Consider the following 19,474-nt stretch of genomic DNA (forward strand, 5'->3'; position numbering starts at 1 on the left):
TATTTGAGTATATTGAAGGCTTTTACAATATTAGGCGCCCTCATTCAGCTAACAATATGCTTTCACCGTCTGAGAAGGAAGAGGCTTATAAATCGAGGTAGATTTTTTGTTTTTTATGTCTACTTTTTTGGGGACTATCCAGACCTTTTTCTCTGTATTTTTCATACCATTCAGTTACTGTTGTTTTTCCTGCGTTTATTTCTTTTCCAATTTCTTCGAATGATTTTTTTCCTTTTTCGTATTCTTTACAAGCTTTAATTTTTGTTTCTAAGTCAAATTTAATTTTACACATTTCTTCTCCTTTTTTGGGTTTTTAATTAATTAGACTGTCCACTTTAGATGTATCATAACATTACATTGCGACGCATGATATAGAAGTGGAAACACAATTATTATCTTTGTAGTTGTATAACTTTTATACGATTCAAATGTGGGATACATATTTTATTTACACAACGTTGTTGGTGGGGTTGTACGTAATATAAACGGCATATATGGCGCCATGATTCACAGAACCCGTCGCTACGTTTTAGGTAACACATTCTGGATATAAAATTTATAAATAAGTTTTATTTTTACAATTGCAGTTATTTTGTGGAATTTATTATATAAACTATTGATATTGTCGATGATATGTGATAAAATAGTTGATAGGTAATTTTAGGAACGGAGGTGATTTGTTTTGACAACGGCATTGTATGTAATCGTTTTTTTAAGTTCATTAGCATTAATCGGACTTATGATGATTCAAGAAGGAAGCGACCAAAGCAGTGTGCTTATGGGAGTTGCTCCTGAAGCACTTTGGGGAAGAAATAAGTCAGTATCAAGAGAAGCGACTTTGAAGAGAATCACAGTTATTGCAGCTGTATTATTCTTTGTTTCAACATTATTATTAGCAGCATTAAGCTAGGAGGAAGAAATGGAAAATGTTTTAATTGCCGGAGTCGTTATCGGACTTTTGGCACTTGTTTTTGCTTTTATCAAAGCATCATTTATTAAAAAGCAATCTGCAGGAAATGCAAGAATGGTTGAAATTTCAACTTATATTCACGAAGGTGCGATGGCATTTTTGAAACGTGAATACAGATCCCTTGCATTTTTCGTTGCAGCATTATTTGTAATTTTAGGATTTGTTATCAATTGGACAACAGCAATTTGTTTTATTGTCGGAGCTATTTTCTCAATTATTGCCGGTTATGTCGGTATGAGAGTTGCTACTATGGCAAATGTAAGAACTGCAAATGCAGCTCATGAAAGCGGTATGCCGAAGGCTTTGAATGTAGCTTTTGCAGGCGGTACTGTTATGGGTATGTGCGTTGTAGGTCTTGGACTTCTTGGTGTTGCAGGAGCTTATTTGATTTTCGGAGATACTGAAATTATCACAGGTTTCGGTCTCGGTGCTTCATCAATTGCGCTTTTCGCAAGAGTTGGCGGCGGTATTTATACAAAGGCTGCTGACGTTGGAGCTGACCTTGTAGGTAAGGTTGAAGCAGGTATTCCTGAAGACGACCCGAGAAACCCGGCTGTTATCGCCGACAACGTCGGAGACAATGTCGGAGACGTTGCAGGTATGGGAGCTGACCTTTTCGAAAGTTATGTAGGTGCTATTATTTCTGCATTTACACTCGGCGCTCTCGCTTATGGAGATAAGGGTATTTATTTTGTAGCTGTTATTTCAGCAATCGGAATTTTATCATCAATTATCGGTACTTTCTTCGTAAGAGGCGGCAACAATGATCCGCAAAAGGCTCTTAATACAGGAACTCTTGTAGGTTCAATTATCACAGTTGTTTGCTCATTCTTCCTTTCAAGATATTTCTTTGACGGAAGTGCAAAGCCGTTTATTGCAATTGTTTCAGGTCTCGTTGTAGGTCTTATTATTGCAAAGATTACAGAAATTTATACATCAGACAGTCACAAGCCGGTTCAAAAGATTGCAGAAGAATCCGAAACAGGAGCTGCAACAAATATTATTTCCGGTCTTTCAGTTGGTATGATGAGTACAGCTGTTCCTATTATTGTTATTGCAATCGGTATCGTTGTGAGTTATTTCCTTGCAGGTGGAAGTGAAGAAGCAGTTTTCGGTCTTTACGGTATTTCACTTGCAGCTATCGGAATGCTTTCAAACAGCGGTATGACTATTGCTGTTGACGCATATGGCCCAATCGCTGACAACGCAGGCGGTATCGCAGAAATGTGCGAACTCCCTGAAAATGTTAGAGAAATTACAGATACTTTGGACTCAGTAGGTAACACAACTGCTGCAGTTGGTAAAGGATTTGCTATTGGAAGTGCTGCTTTGACAGCTCTCGCACTTTTCTCAAGCTATACACAAGCTGTAAGTTTGTCTTCAATCGACCTTACAAAGCCGACAACAATTGCCGGTCTCTTTATCGGTGGTATGCTTCCGTTCCTCTTCAGTGCTCTTACAATGGACGCTGTAGGAAAGGCTGCAAATCAAATGATTGAAGAAGTTAGACGTCAATTCAAGGAAATTCCTGGAATTATGGAAGGAAAAGCAAAACCTGAATACGACAAATGTGTTGAAATTTCAACAGGCGCTGCATTAAAAGAAATGATTGTTCCGGGACTTATGGCAGTTCTTTGCCCGGTTCTCGTTGGAATTTTACTTGGAACTGAAGCACTCGGCGGTCTTTTAGCCGGTGGTCTTGTAACCGGTGTTCTCATGGCTATCTTCATGAGTAACGCAGGTGGTGCATGGGACAACGCAAAGAAATATATCGAAGGCGGCGCTCATGGCGGAAAGGGCTCAAATGCTCACAAGGCTGCTGTTACAGGAGACACTGTCGGTGACCCGTTCAAAGATACTTCAGGACCGTCACTAAACATTCTTATCAAACTCATGACTATCGTAAGTCTTGTATTTGCAAGTTTGTTCCTAAACTTCAACGGCGGTTCAGGATTATTGTTCTAATATAAGGAGCTGACCGGAGGCTGATTGTTCCTTACAGTCAGCCCTGTCGGCTCTTATTTTATAGTGGTGATTATGATGAAAATTGACATTGATGGACTTCAACTTAATTATTTGGAAGAGGGCTCACTTGAGAAGAAGACTGTTCTTATCGTTCACGGTTGGGGCGCGAATATAAAGACCGTTATGCCGATTGTGAATATTTTAAAACACGATTTTCATGTGGTTGCGCTCGATTTGCCGGCTCATGGAGAGAGCGATGTTCCGACAGAGGTTTTTGGAACGGCGGATTTCGCAGATGTGATTTCAAAGTTTATGGAAAGGCTTTCTATAACGAATTGTTATTATATCGGGCACTCTTTCGGCGGCAAGTGCGGCATCTATCTTGCCGGACACAATCATCCGTCAATTGAAAGGTTGGTGCTTGTGGACGCGTCGGGCATAAAGCCTGAGCTAACAAGCAAGACCAAGTTCAAGGTGAAGATTTTCAAACTCATGAAAGCCATTTACATAAAGTTATTTGGCAAGGAAAATATAGACAAGTTTTACAAGCGTTTCGGCTCTTCCGACTACAAGGCGGCAGACGGAATTGTGAGAAATATTTTGGTTAAGGTTGTGAACGAAGATTTGACACAACTTCTTTCAAACATCGGAGTTCCGACTCTTCTTGTTTGGGGCGAGAGAGACGGCGACACGCCTCTTTATATGGCGGAGATTATGAATGAAAAGATTCGAGATTCAAAGCTTGTCGTTCTTGACGGCGGGCATTATTCATATCTTGACGACTCGATAAATTTTAAAAAGGCTGTTTTGGACTTTTTGTCCTAGTGGAGGTAAAAATGGAAATTCTTGAATTGGTACTTTTGTGTTTGGTGGGCGCTTTGGGACTTATGCTTATGTACATTCGCTCCAACTATTTTATTCATATGGCGCAACAAATCGGATATATTTCAAAGGAATATCGCGATTGGATAAATAACCATCCGGGCCGCGCTTTCACATTTAAAAAGAGCAAGGACGAGTTTAAAAAGCCGCTTGTTTACACTCCGCGTGTTAAGAGACTGATATTCACTCAAATGCTTTTGAACTTTTTGATTATTGCACTCTTTGTGGTGTTTTATTTTATAAGAAAACCGGACGGCATAACTTTTTATTTGCTGTTGTTGGCACTTATTTTTGTGGAAATCGCCATGTTTTTCTATCAAAATGCAATCACATATTTTGCGCTCAATGTGAACAGACCGATTGAGGCGATGATTCACAGGAAGTTTTACAAACAGGCGCAATCGAAGATTAAGAATTTTAAGAAAAACGGACTCACAGTCGTCGGAATCACCGGCTCATATGGAAAGACTTCGACGAAGATGATTTTATATAATATTTTAAAGGATTATATTCTGACATACACGAGCCCTGAGAGTTTTAACACTCCGATGGGGCTTTCGAAAGTGATAAATAATGAGCTCGACGAATCTGCGCGCGTTTTTATTGCAGAGATGGGTGCGAGATATGTAAACGAGATTGAGGAGCTTGCAAAGCTTGTGAAGCCGGACATCGGCGTTATCACAAATATCGGACCGTGTCACCTCGAGACGTTTGGAAGTATTGAAAACATCATAAAGACGAAGTTTGAGCTTGCGGATGCAGTGAAGAAAGACGGTTATCTCATTTTGAATGTGGACAACGAAAATATAAAGAACGAGATGACAAAGAGAAATCTCACACCGGGCACAGTTTCCGTCAAAAGCGAAGATGCGACTATAAGCGCAAAGATTCTTTCGGCAGACGAAAACGGAACGAGTTTTGAAGTGCATTTTCCGGAAGAGGTTCGCGTTTTAAAGACGCCGCTTTTGGGTGAGCACAATATTATAAATATTTTGATGGCGATTTTGGTTGCAAGGCGTTTTAATATTTCAAACGACCAAATCGAAGCTGCGGTTTCAAAGCTGCCGCAAGTTGAGCACAGGTTAAATGTTATAAAAAATCCGGCGGGGCTTATCGTTATCGACGACGCATTTAATTCAAACCCTGACGGAGCGAGAGCTGCTCTAAATGTTTTAAACAGTTTTAAGTCCGGCAAGAAAGTCATTGTGACGCCGGGCATGGTCGAGCTTGGGGATATGATGTATGATGAGAATTATAAGCTCGGTCAGGAAATTGCAAGGATGACCGACATAAGCATTTTGGTCGGAGAGGAAATAACAAAGCCGATTCAAGACGGCGTTCGTGATGAAAATATCGAGACACACAAGTCTTTTGTTGTGAACAGTTTGAAGGAAGCGACAGCGCTTTTCCCGAATTTGCTCGCACCGGGCGATGTGGTTTTGTTTGAAAATGATTTGACGGATATATATTGATAAGGAGATTTTATGAAAAATATTGTTGTTATTTTCGGCGGAAGAGCCGTTGAACATGAGGTTAGCGTTATTACGGGGATTCAAGCCGTTGAAAACTTGAACAAGGAAAAATACAATGTCATTCCTGTTTTTATTGACAAGTCGGGCGTGATGTTTACGGGCGATTGCTACAAGGATTTTAAGAATTTTAAAAACAACGAATTCCCGGACAGCAAGCCGTGCCATTTCAGCACGAGCTACGGCGACCACAATCTTTACATCGAAAACAAGGGACTTTTTAAAAAAGACGAAGTTGTTGAAATCGACTGTGTTCTTTTCGGAGTTCACGGTTCACACGGTGAAGACGGGGCGCTCCAAGGCATTTTTGAAACAAACGGCATTCCGTTTACAGGACCTTCCGTTATGGCAAGCGCCGTCGGAATGGACAAGATTATAATGAAAGACGTTTACAAGTCGCACAACATTCCAGTTGTAAAGTACACATGGGTGTTCCGCGACAGATTTAAGGTTGAGCCGAACGAAACGCTCGACTATGTCATGAGTAAACTCGAATTCCCGATTTATGTAAAGCCGGCAAGTCTCGGTTCTTCAATCGGTATAAAGGTTGCAAGGACAAAGGAAGAGCTACGCGAAGCAACTGAGGTCGCATCGAGTTTCGACAGAAAAATTATTTTTGAAGAGGCTGTAATAAATGCAACTGAATTAAATGTCGCAGTTATGGGTAGAAATGGTGATGTAGAGGTTAGTAGCGTGGAAAGTCCTCTCGGAGCCGACGAGGTTTTCAGCTATCAACAAAAATATATGTCTGAAGACGGCAAGTCGAAGCTGATTGGCGGCAAACACAATTTTATTCGCGATGAAGACACCGTTTACAAGGCAACTGAACTTGCAAAGTATTCGTTCAACGTTCTTGACGTTCGCGGAAATGCAAGAATCGACATTTTGATGGACGAAGCGGGAAATATGTTTGTTAACGAAATCAACACGCTTCCGGGTTCATACGCATTTTATTTGTGGGAAGATGTCGGATATACATTTAAAAGTTTGCTCGATCGCATGATTGAGATTGCAATATCTGCAAAAAAAGAAGAAGAAGAAACAAATTATAGATTTGATTCGGATTTGTTCCATCATACAGGTTACGGCTCGAAATTATAGAGCCGTATTTTTTTAAGGAGGGCTTATGGGAATTAAAGAAAAGATTAAGGAGATTTTGTCCACAAAGAAGAATGTTACGGTGGATGATCTTAAAGTTTTCCTCCGAATATCGAAATATGAAAAAAAGGAGTTCAAACATATTTTAAGGCAAATGCGCGAAGAGGGCACTTTGGACATTGACGAGAGGGGCTTTTTGACTCTCGGACAAAGAAAACCGCTCTACGGCGTGTTCAGCGAAACAAATTACAACTACGGCTTTGTTAACACCGAAGACGGAGTGGAGTATTTTATTCCGGGCAAGGACAAAAACGGCGCGCTTGAAGGCGACGTGGTTTTGATTGAAAAGCTGGACAAAGGTCCGGGACGCACGGTCGCTCGGGTCATCAAGGTGACCGACAGAAAGGAACGCTATGTCGTTTGCGATATAAAGAATAAAAATCGAAAAATGATTGTCACGCCGGTCGGGGATTTCGACTCGTTTATTCATCTTCAAACTCCGCCGAAAGTCAGAAAGTACAAGGATGGAAAATATAAGGTAAGACTTCTCGATTATGACAAGAGAAAAAAGAAATATATGGGAGAAGTGGTTGAGTTTATCGGAACGGACGACGACAAGTATCTCGATTTGAAGACTCTTGTGTCGGAGTATGATTTGCCGATTGATTTTACGGAGGACGTTATAGAAAATGCGAACTTCGTTTCGAGGGAAAAGATTTTGCCGACGGATCGTGTGGACTATCGAGATATTTTAACTGTCACGATTGATGGAGAAGATGCAAAGGACTTCGACGACGCGATAAGTGTCGAAAAGACGGGGGAAAAGTCATATTTTCTTTATGTCCATATCGCTGACGTCAGCCACTATGTAAAGGACGGCTCTCCGCTCGACGTCGAAGCGAAAAAGAGGGACTTCAGTATTTATCTTCCGGGACTCACGATTCCGATGCTTCCGCATGTGCTCTCAAACGGCGTGTGCTCGTTAAATCCGAACGAGGACAGATACACGATGTCCGTCAAGATGGAAATAAGAAACGGCGGTGAGCCGAGGATGGTATCGATTGATAAGGCGATTATAAATTCGGACTATAGACTCACATACGACGGCGTGAGTGAGCTTTTTGAAACGGGCGACAATGCGGACTATAATGATGAACTGAAAGAATTTTTGTTTATCGCAAGAGAAGTCTATGATATTTTAAAATCGCAATCCGAAATGCGCGGCACGATAAGCTTTATGTCGAGCGAGGCGAAGTTTATTATGGACGATATGAACCGAATCGTCGACATTCTTCCGCGTCCGCAAAGAGAAGCGGAGGAACTCATCGAAGAGATGATGATTGCGACAAACAGAGTCGTTTCAAAGAAATACAGAGAGATGGAGCTGCCGTTTATTTATAGAATCCACGAAGAGCCGACCGACGAAAAACTTGAAGGCATGAGAACACTTTTGAGACCGTTCGGCGTGAAAGTGCCGGAAAAAGTTTCGGCAAAAGACATCCAGAAACTTTTGGAAGATTTAAGCGAACACGAATCGTTTGAAAGAATAAACGATATCGTCTTGAGATCGATGATGAAAGCGAACTACAGCAACGAAAGCATCGGACACTTTGCGCTTGCACTCGCCGACTATTCGCATTTCACCTCGCCGATAAGAAGATATCCGGACCTTTTCATTCATCGTATCATTTCGCAAAAAATGTCCAATCGTCTCACTGAGAGAAATATAAAATACTTCGGAAACAAGGCGAAGGAAGTGGCGGAGGAAGCGTCGAACCGAGAAAAACAAATCGTCGACCTCGAAAGAGAAGCGGACAGCCTTAAAAAATGCGAATATATGAAAGACCGAGTCTATGAAATTTACGACGGCAAAGTGAGCGGAATAACCGAATTCGGCATGTTTGTAAAACTTCCGAACACGGTCGAGGGGCTCATTTGCAACGAGGAATTTATGGACAACTATCTATTTGATGAAAAGGAAATGACCGCAATGACGACCCACAACAACAAGAAATACGAAATCGGCACACCGGTTCGTGTCAAAGTTGTGAACGTGAATATGAACAGACGTGAAATTGATTTTATGCTTTTGGAGGATGAAGATGGCAGATAACAACGAAAAAATTCTTGCACAAAACAGAAAGGCGCGCCATGAGTACTTCATTATAAAGACATACGAGGCGGGCATAGAGCTTCGCGGAACCGAAGTGAAGAGCATTCGCGCGGGCAAGGCGAACCTTAAAGAGGCGTACTGCATGGTTCGAAACGGTGAAATTTTCGTCGTCGGCATGCACGTGTCGCCATACAAAGAGGGAAACCTTTTTAACAGCGACCCGATTCGCGACAGAAAACTTCTTTTAAACAAAAGGGAAATTATACGAATAACGTCGGAGGTAAAAGAGAAGGGGCTCACGCTCATTCCGATTTCGATGTACACGAAAGGGCGCCTCATAAAGATGGAAATTGCACTTGCGCAAGGGAAAAAACTCTACGACAAGCGCGAATCCAAAAAGGAAAGAGATGTGAAAAGAGCGCTCGACCGCATGAAATACTGATTGAAAAAAACGGAGAAATGTGCTATAATAAAGGTGCGAGGGGATGTATTTGGTTTCGACAGGAATACGGATGTATCAAGAAGCGAGTCGTAGTTCGCGAAACTACGTTAAAAAAGAGCAACTAAATTTAAACGCAGAAGAAAATAATAATTTTGCATTTGCTGCTTAGTTAAAAGCGGCGCGTCTCGAATCCTATCTCTCGTGTGGAGGCAGAGACCTTAACAACTTACGAGCTGATTTATTTGGTGACGCTTTTAGCCATATAAATTAACAAAAGCTACTTCGGACGGAGTTTGATGTTTTAGAAATTTGAAGGAAACTTTAAAAACATCTGCACTCGGAGATGCTTGATGCATAGTTTTTTTGGACAGGAGTTCGACTCTCCTCATCTCCACCAAAACAAAAAGAGCAGTTGACGCTGCTCTTATTTTTTTGCAGAAAATGGTGGGAGTTATGTATTTTGTGTGATTATAAATTTATGGAACAAGTTGTCGGACCGTTAGCAGATAATTGCGTACAAGTGACCCGTTGCAGACAACTCATTATATGCCAACACACATACAGCAATGGAAGGGGTAAAAGTATCGTATAATGAGGAATTTGTGTTGCCGTCCGGTGCAAGGTGTTTATATCCGAAAGATACCGGTGTTCCGTCTGAAGATATTAATTGCAGGTGTTATGTTGAATATGTGACGGAAACGGTTTATAACAAGAGTGTTGAAGAAATTGCAAGGCTTAACGGTTATGATCCGTTAGAAATATCTAAGGTTGTAAACACATTAAGGAATGACTCAAAGTTATGGATTAATGATTTAACTGATGATGAAATAAAATCAATTAATAAATACACATATAATGGCGTAGATCCGGACGGTAAAAGATTATTTGAAAAGATAAATGGGTATCTAGAAGGTAGATATATACCAGTTGATAAAGAAGAGGAGATTATGCTGTTAAATAATGCTTCTAATATTGCTGATGGATTATTGAAGAGTACTTTAAAACATGATATAATTGTATATAGAAATGATATTGATCCAAGCAATTTGGAAGGTAGAGTTAAAAAGTTTTTAAGCACATCAGTAACTAAAAAAGGTGTGCTTAGAGGCAAGCCAAATGCTGCCATTATTGTCCCTGAAGGAACTAGCGGAGCTTATGTAGAGATGTTAGCACATGCGGATTATAAAAAACAGAGAGAGTTCTTATTTAATACAGATATTGAATTGAAGAAAATAGCCAACAATGGATTGGATATATATATACTAATGAGGTGATTTTATGGGAAAACTATCTAGTAAAGAAAAGTATGAAAATTATAGAGCCAGGATAGACTCGGAAAGTTATCATGAGTTAACACCTGAGGAAAAAAAGCGAGGAGAGGAGAACAGAAGAAAGTTTTCCGAATTTATGAAAAAAAGAAGAGAACAAAGGGAAAAAGAAGCGCACTAAATAAATTTTAGATGTGCTTTTTTATTTGAGGGATAATGAAATGATTAAAGAATTGATTCAAACAGTAATATTAGCTTTGGGCACTTATAAGTTGTTTGAAATTTTAGTTAAATGGTGCGAATCGTTTGCAGAAAAGTACACTTAAAGATTGGTTTATAAAGTTAATCGTGAGTCAATCGTGCGAAAAACAACGAGAAACGGCTATATAGCTAGATTTAATCGTGTAAAACAAATAAGTTTTATTAAGCAGTTGTCGACGTTTTGTCGATAGCTGCTTTTTAAATATAATCTCGAGACAGAACTCGTAAAAATGTGTAAGGAAGTGTTTTTATTACAAGGGAATTTTTAAAAGGATTATGTTTATAAGATGAGGCGATTGAAAAGGTGATGTATGAGTACGGCAAGAGGCAAACGACGATTTAAATTTGAGTTTTATAGTGTAGAGTATGTACTGAGAGTGTTATTATTTTCATTCAAGCACTAAAAAAACTCACGCTTTGATTTGCATGAGTTTTTTTAGTACCTCCATAATTAAGATTTAATTTTCCGGTATTTGCCTTTCCAATTAGGACTTTTTAAATCAGTGGAATTATTATCCAATGTCTATGATTAGATTATAGCATAAAGATTGAGTAGTGTCAAGCGTTTATCAAAAACTCCTCTATGCTTCAAAGCTTTCAATTTGACACAAATTTGGATGTTTGCCACAGATTTTAAAAACTTTGCTTGGCTATATTTATTTTAAAGACTATTTATTATTTCGGTCTTTTTTATTTATGCTTATTATTAATGAGATCAGAGATATTATTAACATCGCTGTTTCATAGTTAGACATTTGGAAATTCCACCTTTCACTTTGAAAGGTCGTTTTGTTTATTATAGCATTTTATTGAGACAATTACAATTATGATAAGCTTGTGTCTAAATTAAAACTAAATATACAAGGTTTTTATGGTGAATGTAAAGTTTGATTGTTGAGATTATTGGTGGTACAATGTGGGTTGAAGGATTTTAAAAAAACATTTCATAAAAACTATAGAAACCTGTTTATGTATGAAAGGAGAAAATATGATGAGAGAATTAAAAGACAATGAATATTTTGTTGATTAAGGCAGTTATGATGATTTATTAGAAGATATTAAAATATCAGGGCATATTTTTTTCGCTTATAAAGATAAATTGTATTTTATTAATCTAGAAGATCCATGTTTAGCACTTCGCGATGATCATGGGGGCGAAATTATCAGGACATTTAATTCTGATGAAGAGCTTTTAAATGCCAAGTTTTTATACGGTAAAACGCTAAAAGAAACTTTTAACGACATACAGTTCATAGATTGGTAACAAATGTGTAGGTTGTTGTTTTATGGCGTACAAAAGGTTTAATAATAACCTTGATAAATTGTTTTATACAGACAAAGGGGCTTTCGATATTCCAAGATTAGCTCCTTTTATTATGTGTAAAATTCCCGACAAGTAGGTAGGTTTTAATGAGGTGAATTCATTTAAAGGCGAAAGGTATTTAACAGGGGTTTACTTTTTTATTTATGATTATCTCGTAAAGCTTATTATTGTTGTGAAAAAGCTATATATGACTGTGGTGCTTAATTAGCTCGCTTGTAATTTATGTGTAATAGGTGTACAATGCGCATAAAGGAAGTGAGAAAAGATGGAAAAGACAAATTTAACGATATCGCTAGATAAGAAAGATAAGGAGATGTTTCAGGATTTACTCAACAAGTTAGGGTTAAATATTTCTGTGGCTTTCAATATGTTTGTTAAGCAGTCAATAAGGAATAACTCGTTGCCGCTCGATTTAACTCTTAATGAGCTTGATAGTGTATCGGATAGGATTATGGACAAATATGATATGGCTTTTGAGGAATTGTCAAAATGAATTTTGTTGCTTCCTATGAATGTTATTTATGATTCTATGCCGGATAAAGAGAATATGAAATAATAGTGCGCCTTGAGGGCGTTCTTTTTTATTTAAACTATGTGATGAGGAATGCGAAGGGATTATGGGTAATAGATAAATAAGATTTATTTATTCGAATAGGTTTTAGAGCTTGGCTATTTTGTATATATATAAAATGGAGGATTTATGAGAAATAACGATTTTCAAGATATTGTATTTAACAGACATTCAATCAAGTCATTTGATGCGAGTTATAAGATTCCAAGAGAGGAAATGATTGAGATTTTGCAGGAAGCAACACAGGCGCCGTCTTCGGTAAATTTGCAACCGTGGAGGTTTGTGGTTGTGGAGTCGGACGAGGGAAAGGAAAAGCTGCGTCCGCTTGTAAAATTTAACACCAGGCAAAATGACACTTCTTCGGCTATGATACTCATTTTCGGCGATATGAAGTGCTACGAAAAAGCCGACGAGATTTATTCCGAAGCGGTGAGACGTGGGGTTATGCCGCAAGAGATCAAAGAACGCGCGATGGGGTTTTTCCTGCCGGCGTACAAGAGTTTTTCGAGACAAAAGATGAACGACGTTGTGAAAATTGACTCGAGTTTGATGGCGATGCAACTACAATTTGTCGCAAGGGCGCACGGCTACGATACAAATGTGATAGGCGGTTTCGAGGAAGATATAATCGCGGAAAAATTTGGACTCGACCCGGAAAGATATGCGCCGGTCATGATTATCGCAATCGGCAAAGCAGACTATGTGTACCACGAATCCGTCAGACTTGATGTGAAAGACATTTCGAAATTTGTTTAAGATTTAGATTTGCGATGTGGAATTGTAGAAACTAAACATATTGCGAAAATTAATTGAGAGTTTTCGGAAAAATTTTTGAATATTTAAAGAAAAGCGAAGGAGAAATCTTTCGCTTTTTGTGTTCGCATATGCTGTCCGAGTATCGATTGTTTAATGTTAAATCCGGAGTTTATTTAGAGAAACGCTCGAGTTAAAACGGGATGAAATTAGAATTTATTGAGAATTAGATTAGAGACTTATTGAAAAAATAAATTTTCAAGTATTGAAAATATTTGATTTAATAGAATTTAGATATGTGCGAAAACTATAGACTACATGGGAAATTTGGGAGAGATATTTTAGTGAGAATGTGTTTTGTGAGAGTTTTGATTGAAAATTAAATAGATTGAAAGGAGAAAAATTTGCAAAGATATAATGTTATTAAAAGAAGGGTGATTATTATATGGAAATTTATTGATTATGTTAGTTGATTTTAGAAAAATATGTTTTATATCACGTATGAAAACTATAGACTACATGGATAATTAGAGAAAATAACCTTCTTAAAGGTGATTCACAGAGAATTATACATAGTTAGAAAAAAATTTGAGAATAATATGATTCTTTTTCAGAAAAACCTAAAGTAAATATTATTTAAAGAGCTTAGAAATATAATGTTTTAATTATATAAGCTGATTTTAGTTAAAGGATTGTTTTATATTACGCATGCAAACTATAAGCTACATGGATAATCTAGGACAGGAATTTTATAGAGAATGTTTTTGTACGAGTTGTAATTGAAAATTAAACGGCTTTAACGAAGAAAAATTTGTAAGTATATAATTTTATAATAAAGAGCTTATTAATGAGATAATATATTTTGCTAGAGTTTTGAAAGACGATATAAAGATTATATAAGGTGATTTCAAGAAAAGATGATTTATATTATGCATGCAAACTATTAACTACATGGATAATTTTCAATAAGAACTTTTGAGAGAGTATATTTTGAGAGAGTTATGATTTAAAATTAACTACATTTAAATGTAAAAAATTTAAGAATATAATGGTATAAAAAGATGATTTTAGAGAGAATGAATTTTGTGTGAGTATTAAAGAATAATATAAAGATTATATGGGGTTGCTTTGTGTGATGATAATACGAATTGATTTCCGGAAAAGATGATTTATCTTATCCATGCAAACTATAGACTACATAGATAATTTAAGAGGGGTGTTTTCTGAAAAAAGGATATCGGGGAGAGCAGAACAGATTTAAGAAAAATTATATTGGAGAGAGTAGTGTAGATTTTAAGAAAGATAATTTATAGAAAAATTATTTATAGACTAATCTTTTTATCAAAAAAGCAAAAAAAATATTATGTAAGAGAATTGAAATATAATAATATGATTATACGAAAATTGGTTGATTATACGAACTGATTTCCAGAAAAGATGATTTATATTATTCATGCAAACTATAGACTACATGGATAATTTGAGAGGAGTGTTTCTGATAAAGGGATTTTAGAGAGAGCAGTACAGGTTTAAGAGAAATTATATTGGAGATGGTAGTGTAGATTTAAGAAAGATAATTTATAGAAAAAATGATTTATAGACTAATCTTTTTATAAAAAAAGCAAGAAAAATATTATGTAAGAGAATTGAAATATAATGATATGATTATACGAAAATTGATTGATTATACGAACTGATTTCCAGAAAAGATGATTTATATTATTCATGCAAACTATAGACTACATGGATAATTTGAGAGGGTTGTTTTCTGATAAAAGGATTTCGGAAAGAGCAGTAGAGATTTAAGAGAAATTATATTGGAGAGAGAGTAGTGTAGATTTAAGAAAGATAATTTATAGAAAAAATGATTTATAGACTAATCTTTTTATCAAAAAAAGTAACAAAAATATTATGTAAGAGAATTGAAATATAATGATATGATTATACGATTATACGAAAATTGATTGATTATATAAGCTGATTTTGGTAATAAATGTTTTGTATCATGCATGCAAACAATAGACTACATGGATAAATTTAGAGAGAATGTTTTTTGTGAGAGTTTTGATTGAAAATGAAATAGATTAAAATGAAAAAGTTTGTAAGTATATGATGTTATTAAAAAAAGAGATGATTAATGAGGGGATAAAAGATAAATGAGGGAATAAAAGATAAATGAGGGAATAAAAGATAAATGAGGGGATAAAAGATAAATGAGGGAATAAAAGATAAATGAGGGAATAAAAGATAAATGAGGGAATAAAAGATAAATGAGGGAATAAAAGATTAAAGAGGGGATAAAAGATTAATGAGTGATTAAAGATTAATTAGGTGATAGATGTTATTGAGACATAATTTTATTCAAAAATCTGATAAAAGTTAGAACGGGATAGAAGTTAGAACAAGGATAAGTATTGAAAAATACATGAGTGTATAAAAATAGTTGATGCTTAAATCATTATCTGACTCTCAATGGATTCAAACAGAGTGTTGAGTTTGGTAAATTTCATAGATTTAATATTTTATTAATTCCGACAAATCTTAGTCATTAACTATATAAAATCCACCACTATTGTTGTTGAAAATTATCAATTTTCTATTTTCTGTACGAAACACATATGCACCTTTAAGAAATATATTTTTCCGTTTTATATATTCAAGCTGCGTTATTTCTACGTTTTTAAAGTTGTTTTGTTTGAGTTTTTGTTTCGCTTGATTAACAGTGTAGTTAGGCTTCAAATATAGAAAGAGTATCAGGCTGATTGCAACAAATATATAGCTGATTATTAATGTTCTACGGTTGTTATTTTTTAAAAAAGCTATTATGAGCGAATAGAAAATAGTCACATATGGCATTAGCATAACATCTGCTCGATAAAAAATAATATCCGAAATAATAATTAAAAGTAAGACTATAAACGGGATGATTTTGATTAAAGTATTAGTACTGACCTTGTGCTTCAGAAATTTTTGCGATTCCATACGGTTAACTCCTTCTATTTTATTTATATATTTATGCCTAATTCTTTCGTATAGCTTTAGTTATTACAATCTAAAACTAAAAACAATATTCTTTTCACTTTATATAATAAAACAGTTTTGTAAATCATTTGATAAAAGCGTGTAAAAGGTATATAATGATAAACAAAGATTATAGTAGGAGAGAGTTATGGCGGAGTTTTTTAAGAAGTATTTCAGCAAGAATTTTTTATGCGATATTTTATTTATTATTATGTTATCGCTCGTGTTAACTTTTGCGAGTTTTTTATTTATTGACGGGGTTGTGCATTTTTCGATTCCGTTTGTTTTGCTCAAAAAGCCGACGATTCTTTTTATGAATTTTATTCCGGTTTTTATTTTGATGCTAATTATGTATTTTGGAATCGGAAGTGTCGGCGGGGCATTTCTGTCGCTCGGGGCTATGATTTTTATTATGGGCGTCGCAAATCAAAACAAACTTTTTTATCGCGACGACAATCTCAAGATTACGGATATCGTGCTTTTAAAGGAGACTTTGGGCATGGTGAAGTCCGGGATTTCGATTAAGCTTCGATGGCTCTATCTCGTTTATCCGCTCATCTTGATTACATGCGGGCGCTATCTCTTAAAACTCGACAAGTACAGACCGAGGGCGCTTGCGAGAGTTTTGGGTGCGATTCTTATGTGCATCGTCGGTTTTTTTACTCTTTCAAATTTTATGACTGTGCGCGACACATATTGGAACAATCGAATCGGTATGTTTCACCCGTATATCGAGGTTGAGCGCGCAAAGGACCGCGGCATGGTCTACACTTTCTTTTATCATTACAAGGATTTTTTCTATAAGAAGCCGGATGTTTATGATGAAACGATGGTCATGGAAAAGCTAGACTCGTACGAGGAGTTGATGCCGACGGACGACGAAAAACCGGATATATTTTTGATTTTGGGCGAGTCGTTTGCGGATTTGGAGGAGAAGGGCGCGAAAGTCGACCCTTCGGTCTATCGTTCGCTTCGAAAGCTCCAGGATAAAAGTATAAGCGGATTTATTCAAAATTATACTTACGGGGGCGGCACTATTGAAGCGGAGAGGTATATTTATCAAGGCGCGGAGAGTTTTCCGCCATATATAAAAAATATAAATACATTTGTTTGGATGCTCAAAAATGAGGGTTATGCTACAAAGTCGATGCATCCGTTCACCGGTAAATTTTACAATCGTTTGAACACAAATCAGTTTTTGGGTTTCGATGAGTTTTTACATTCGGAGAATTTTTTTGATGAATATTTTGTAAATAAAGAAGCGGATTATTTTCCGGACAGGATTCTCTTTCCACTTGTTTTAAAGGATTACAGAAATCGCGACAAGGGTAAGAGGTATTTCAATTCCGTGATTACGATGCAAAATCACACGCCGTACAGCCCGGAAGACAAGGGGATTAGCGATTATCTCGACAGAAAGAGTTTTACCGGCACCGACGAAGAGTATAACATTGCGAACAACTATTTATACGGAGTGAAGGACACTGCGGATCAGCTTCTCAATTTTACGGAAGAGCTCGAGAAAGAGAAGTCGCCGGTTGTTGTGATTTTTTATGGGGACCATTTGGCAAGGCTCGGCGAAGAAGGCAAGGTTTACGAGTCAATGGGCGTCGACATCGGCTTTGATTCGCCGGAAGGATGGCTTAAGCACTATACAACGCCTTTTATCATTTGGGCGAATTCCGCCGCAAAAGAGAAAATCGGAGACGATATGGTCGGAGAAATTCCGACGATGAGTAATTATTATTTGTTTTCTTATGCGCTCGAAAAGATGGGATATAAAACGCCGTATATTCAGTATTTGAGCGAAAGACGCAAGGAATATCCGGTGGATGCGTCGTCATATATTTCGGAAAACGGAAAACTCACAGCCGACCCGAGCGAAAAAACCAAGAAAGATAAGCTCTTTCATTATATGATGCAATATTACAGACTCAGCCAGTTTTCGTATGACGAAGTTGCGAATAAAAAATAAAATTGAACAAACCAACCAGCGAAATCGTAAAAGCTATAGAAGAGGGGAGAAGAGTGGTTTTGGACAGAGATATTAAAGCCTATGACAACATCGAAGATTTGAAGAAAGAGCTTGAAATATAAAATATTAAGAGCAAATTTTTAAGTAGAATTGTTTAATAACTATTTTTCATTATGTTGAGGTATTATGATTAGAACATGGAAAAATGCGTTTCACAACAGAAATGTTTATGTAGATTTTGAATATGAAGATCTGAAGGATAAAAAAACAGATCCGTTATTGGAGATTTATAATTCAAAAGGTGTGCCGCTTCAATTTATGGTTGACTCGAGCGATACTTTAAAACGAGATATTGCAAAGACGTGGGGGTTTAAAAAGATGAGATCGTGTTATTCTCTTGAGGTCACGAAGGATGATTTGATTTCGCATGAGAATCGAACGATTGAAATTTGTGAGGCGAATTCAGAGGATGAGATTTATGAGAATTTTTCGAAAATTTATTTTGATTATTATAGGAATTCTCATGAAGCTATAAATCCTGTGAGTGTAAGCTTTAATGAGTTCAAGGAGATTTTGCCTGAGAAAATTTATTTTAGCCGAGAGGGCGGAATGAGTTTTACATTTATTGAGAATAACGAAATTGCGTATGTTTATTCAGATAATTTAGAAATTGCCGGAGATTTTTTTCGCACAGTGGCGGAGAAGATGTTTTGTGATTATGATACGATATTTTTTGAAGCGGACGATGTTGACAAATGTGCGATGCGATTGAAAAATATTTTTTCGAGCGGAGTCAAAGATGTTTTTGAGACGTGGATTTACGACTTGGGAGAAGCGAATAAAGCAAATTTTTAAAAGCGGGGGACCGCTTTTTTTGTTTGCAAAAAATAGGATAATTGATTTATTAGCCTATTTATGATATAATATATCTTAACAATAAAACGGATAAGTGATAATAATATAGTAATCTCTTATATCCATTATGGCACTTATTGGTAGAAAAAGAAATGAACAAAGAAGACTTAAAAAGAGCCGCAACCTGTAGATCCATTGAAAGAGGTATTAGATATCCTGATTAACTATAGAAATAATATTTATTTAGATAGGAGGAAATAAAGTGAGTCAAGAAAATAAGATAAATCAATCTTGCTGAGGTTCAACACAAAAAACCACTGGTACAGTGGAAGAAAAAGCAAATTGCCCCAAATGTCACAAAATAGGAGAAAAGGTTAAGAATATAACTGTAAAGCATATGGTATCAGAAAACCTTATGGGAAAGGTTGTAGATGAAGAAACTTACTA

Annotated in this window: 15 protein-coding genes, 1 other RNA gene and 1 pseudogene; 15 read left to right on the plus strand and 2 right to left on the minus strand. The window is 36.6% G+C overall.

What is annotated here, in order from left to right:
• Window positions 1-85 precede the first annotated feature (85 nt).
• Complete coding sequence (locus SPI61_RS03400) at window positions 86-292, minus strand: hypothetical protein (protein WP_321136717.1); 207 nt, start codon at window positions 290-292, stop codon at window positions 86-88.
• Between the two features lie 390 nt (window positions 293-682).
• Between SPI61_RS03400 and secG the strand changes: the two genes are divergently transcribed.
• The 12 genes from secG to SPI61_RS03460 all read left to right on the plus strand — a co-directional run bounded on the left by secG (window position 683) and on the right by SPI61_RS03460 (window position 13,179).
• Entirely contained in the window at window positions 683-910 is a 228-nt protein-coding gene (secG, locus tag SPI61_RS03405; protein ID WP_321136718.1) for a preprotein translocase subunit SecG, read from the plus strand.
• Window positions 911-919: 9 nt separating this feature from the next.
• Window positions 920-2,935 (plus strand): sodium-translocating pyrophosphatase, encoded by a 2,016-nt coding sequence (locus SPI61_RS03410; RefSeq protein ID WP_321136719.1) that lies wholly within the window; start codon window positions 920-922, stop codon window positions 2,933-2,935.
• 72 nt (window positions 2,936-3,007) lie between these two features.
• Entirely contained in the window at window positions 3,008-3,760 is a 753-nt protein-coding gene (locus SPI61_RS03415) for an alpha/beta hydrolase (protein ID WP_321136720.1), read from the plus strand.
• A gap of 11 nt (window positions 3,761-3,771) precedes the next feature.
• Entirely contained in the window at window positions 3,772-5,289 is a 1,518-nt protein-coding gene (locus SPI61_RS03420; RefSeq protein ID WP_321136721.1) for a UDP-N-acetylmuramoyl-tripeptide--D-alanyl-D-alanine ligase, read from the plus strand.
• A gap of 12 nt (window positions 5,290-5,301) precedes the next feature.
• On the plus strand, window positions 5,302-6,447 hold the full coding sequence (locus tag SPI61_RS03425) for a D-alanine--D-alanine ligase (RefSeq protein ID WP_321136722.1): 1,146 nt from the start codon (window positions 5,302-5,304) through the stop codon (window positions 6,445-6,447).
• 25 nt (window positions 6,448-6,472) lie between these two features.
• Window positions 6,473-8,557 (plus strand): ribonuclease R, encoded by a 2,085-nt coding sequence (rnr, locus tag SPI61_RS03430; RefSeq protein WP_321136723.1) that lies wholly within the window; start codon window positions 6,473-6,475, stop codon window positions 8,555-8,557.
• Entirely contained in the window at window positions 8,547-8,999 is a 453-nt protein-coding gene (gene smpB, locus SPI61_RS03435) for an SsrA-binding protein SmpB (protein WP_321136724.1), read from the plus strand. Before rnr ends, smpB begins: the two co-directional genes overlap by 11 nt.
• A 39-nt stretch (window positions 9,000-9,038) precedes the next feature.
• Window positions 9,039-9,396, plus strand: a transfer-messenger RNA (tmRNA) gene (gene ssrA / locus SPI61_RS03440).
• A 169-nt stretch (window positions 9,397-9,565) separates the two neighbouring features.
• On the plus strand, window positions 9,566-10,273 hold the full coding sequence (locus SPI61_RS03445) for an ADP-ribosyltransferase (protein ID WP_321136725.1): 708 nt from the start codon (window positions 9,566-9,568) through the stop codon (window positions 10,271-10,273).
• A 4-nt stretch (window positions 10,274-10,277) separates the two neighbouring features.
• The gene (locus SPI61_RS03450; protein ID WP_321136726.1) at window positions 10,278-10,448 is read left to right on the plus strand and encodes a hypothetical protein; all 171 of its coding nucleotides are present in this window, start codon (window positions 10,278-10,280) and stop codon (window positions 10,446-10,448) included.
• 1,669 nt (window positions 10,449-12,117) lie between these two features.
• Window positions 12,118-12,345 (plus strand): type II toxin-antitoxin system RelB/DinJ family antitoxin, encoded by a 228-nt coding sequence (locus SPI61_RS03455; protein ID WP_321136727.1) that lies wholly within the window; start codon window positions 12,118-12,120, stop codon window positions 12,343-12,345.
• Window positions 12,346-12,552: 207 nt separating this feature from the next.
• On the plus strand, window positions 12,553-13,179 hold the full coding sequence (locus SPI61_RS03460; RefSeq protein WP_321136728.1) for a nitroreductase family protein: 627 nt from the start codon (window positions 12,553-12,555) through the stop codon (window positions 13,177-13,179).
• A gap of 2,538 nt (window positions 13,180-15,717) precedes the next feature.
• Here SPI61_RS03460 and SPI61_RS03465 read toward each other — a convergent pair.
• On the minus strand, window positions 15,718-16,158 hold the full coding sequence (locus SPI61_RS03465) for a hypothetical protein (protein ID WP_321136729.1): 441 nt from the start codon (window positions 16,156-16,158) through the stop codon (window positions 15,718-15,720).
• Window positions 16,159-16,345: 187 nt separating this feature from the next.
• Between SPI61_RS03465 and SPI61_RS03470 the strand changes: the two genes are divergently transcribed.
• The 3 genes and pseudogenes from SPI61_RS03470 to SPI61_RS03480 all read left to right on the plus strand — a co-directional run.
• Window positions 16,346-18,172, plus strand: coding sequence for an LTA synthase family protein (locus SPI61_RS03470; protein WP_321136730.1), 1,827 nt, complete (start codon window positions 16,346-16,348; stop codon window positions 18,170-18,172).
• Between the two features lie 186 nt (window positions 18,173-18,358).
• Entirely contained in the window at window positions 18,359-19,027 is a 669-nt protein-coding gene (locus SPI61_RS03475; RefSeq protein WP_321136731.1) for a hypothetical protein, read from the plus strand.
• Window positions 19,028-19,307: 280 nt separating this feature from the next.
• Window positions 19,308-19,474, plus strand: a pseudogene (locus SPI61_RS03480) ((2Fe-2S)-binding protein); the annotation flags it as partial.

It is taken from the genome of Ezakiella sp. (assembly GCF_034180565.1).
Taxonomy (GTDB): domain Bacteria; phylum Bacillota; class Clostridia; order Tissierellales; family Peptoniphilaceae; genus Ezakiella.

What these genes read in the sequence shown, in the direction of transcription:
- SPI61_RS03445 (WP_321136725.1), top strand. Translation starts at nt 9,566, where the DNA reads ATGGAAGGGGTAAAAGTATCGTATAATGAGGAATTTGTGTTGCCGTCC.
- SPI61_RS03455 (WP_321136727.1), top strand. Translation starts at nt 12,118, where the DNA reads ATGGAAAAGACAAATTTAACGATATCGCTAGATAAGAAAGATAAGGAG.
- SPI61_RS03475 (WP_321136731.1), top strand. Translation starts at nt 18,359, where the DNA reads ATGATTAGAACATGGAAAAATGCGTTTCACAACAGAAATGTTTATGTA.
- SPI61_RS03425 (WP_321136722.1), top strand. Translation starts at nt 5,302, where the DNA reads ATGAAAAATATTGTTGTTATTTTCGGCGGAAGAGCCGTTGAACATGAG.
- rnr (WP_321136723.1), top strand. Translation starts at nt 6,473, where the DNA reads ATGGGAATTAAAGAAAAGATTAAGGAGATTTTGTCCACAAAGAAGAAT.
- SPI61_RS03420 (WP_321136721.1), top strand. Translation starts at nt 3,772, where the DNA reads ATGGAAATTCTTGAATTGGTACTTTTGTGTTTGGTGGGCGCTTTGGGA.
- SPI61_RS03460 (WP_321136728.1), top strand. Translation starts at nt 12,553, where the DNA reads ATGAGAAATAACGATTTTCAAGATATTGTATTTAACAGACATTCAATC.
- SPI61_RS03450 (WP_321136726.1), top strand. Translation starts at nt 10,278, where the DNA reads ATGGGAAAACTATCTAGTAAAGAAAAGTATGAAAATTATAGAGCCAGG.
- smpB (WP_321136724.1), top strand. Translation starts at nt 8,547, where the DNA reads ATGGCAGATAACAACGAAAAAATTCTTGCACAAAACAGAAAGGCGCGC.
- SPI61_RS03410 (WP_321136719.1), top strand. Translation starts at nt 920, where the DNA reads ATGGAAAATGTTTTAATTGCCGGAGTCGTTATCGGACTTTTGGCACTT.
- SPI61_RS03415 (WP_321136720.1), top strand. Translation starts at nt 3,008, where the DNA reads ATGATGAAAATTGACATTGATGGACTTCAACTTAATTATTTGGAAGAG.
- SPI61_RS03465 (WP_321136729.1), bottom strand. Translation starts at nt 16,158, where the DNA reads ATGGAATCGCAAAAATTTCTGAAGCACAAGGTCAGTACTAATACTTTA.
- SPI61_RS03470 (WP_321136730.1), top strand. Translation starts at nt 16,346, where the DNA reads ATGGCGGAGTTTTTTAAGAAGTATTTCAGCAAGAATTTTTTATGCGAT.
- SPI61_RS03400 (WP_321136717.1), bottom strand. Translation starts at nt 292, where the DNA reads ATGTGTAAAATTAAATTTGACTTAGAAACAAAAATTAAAGCTTGTAAA.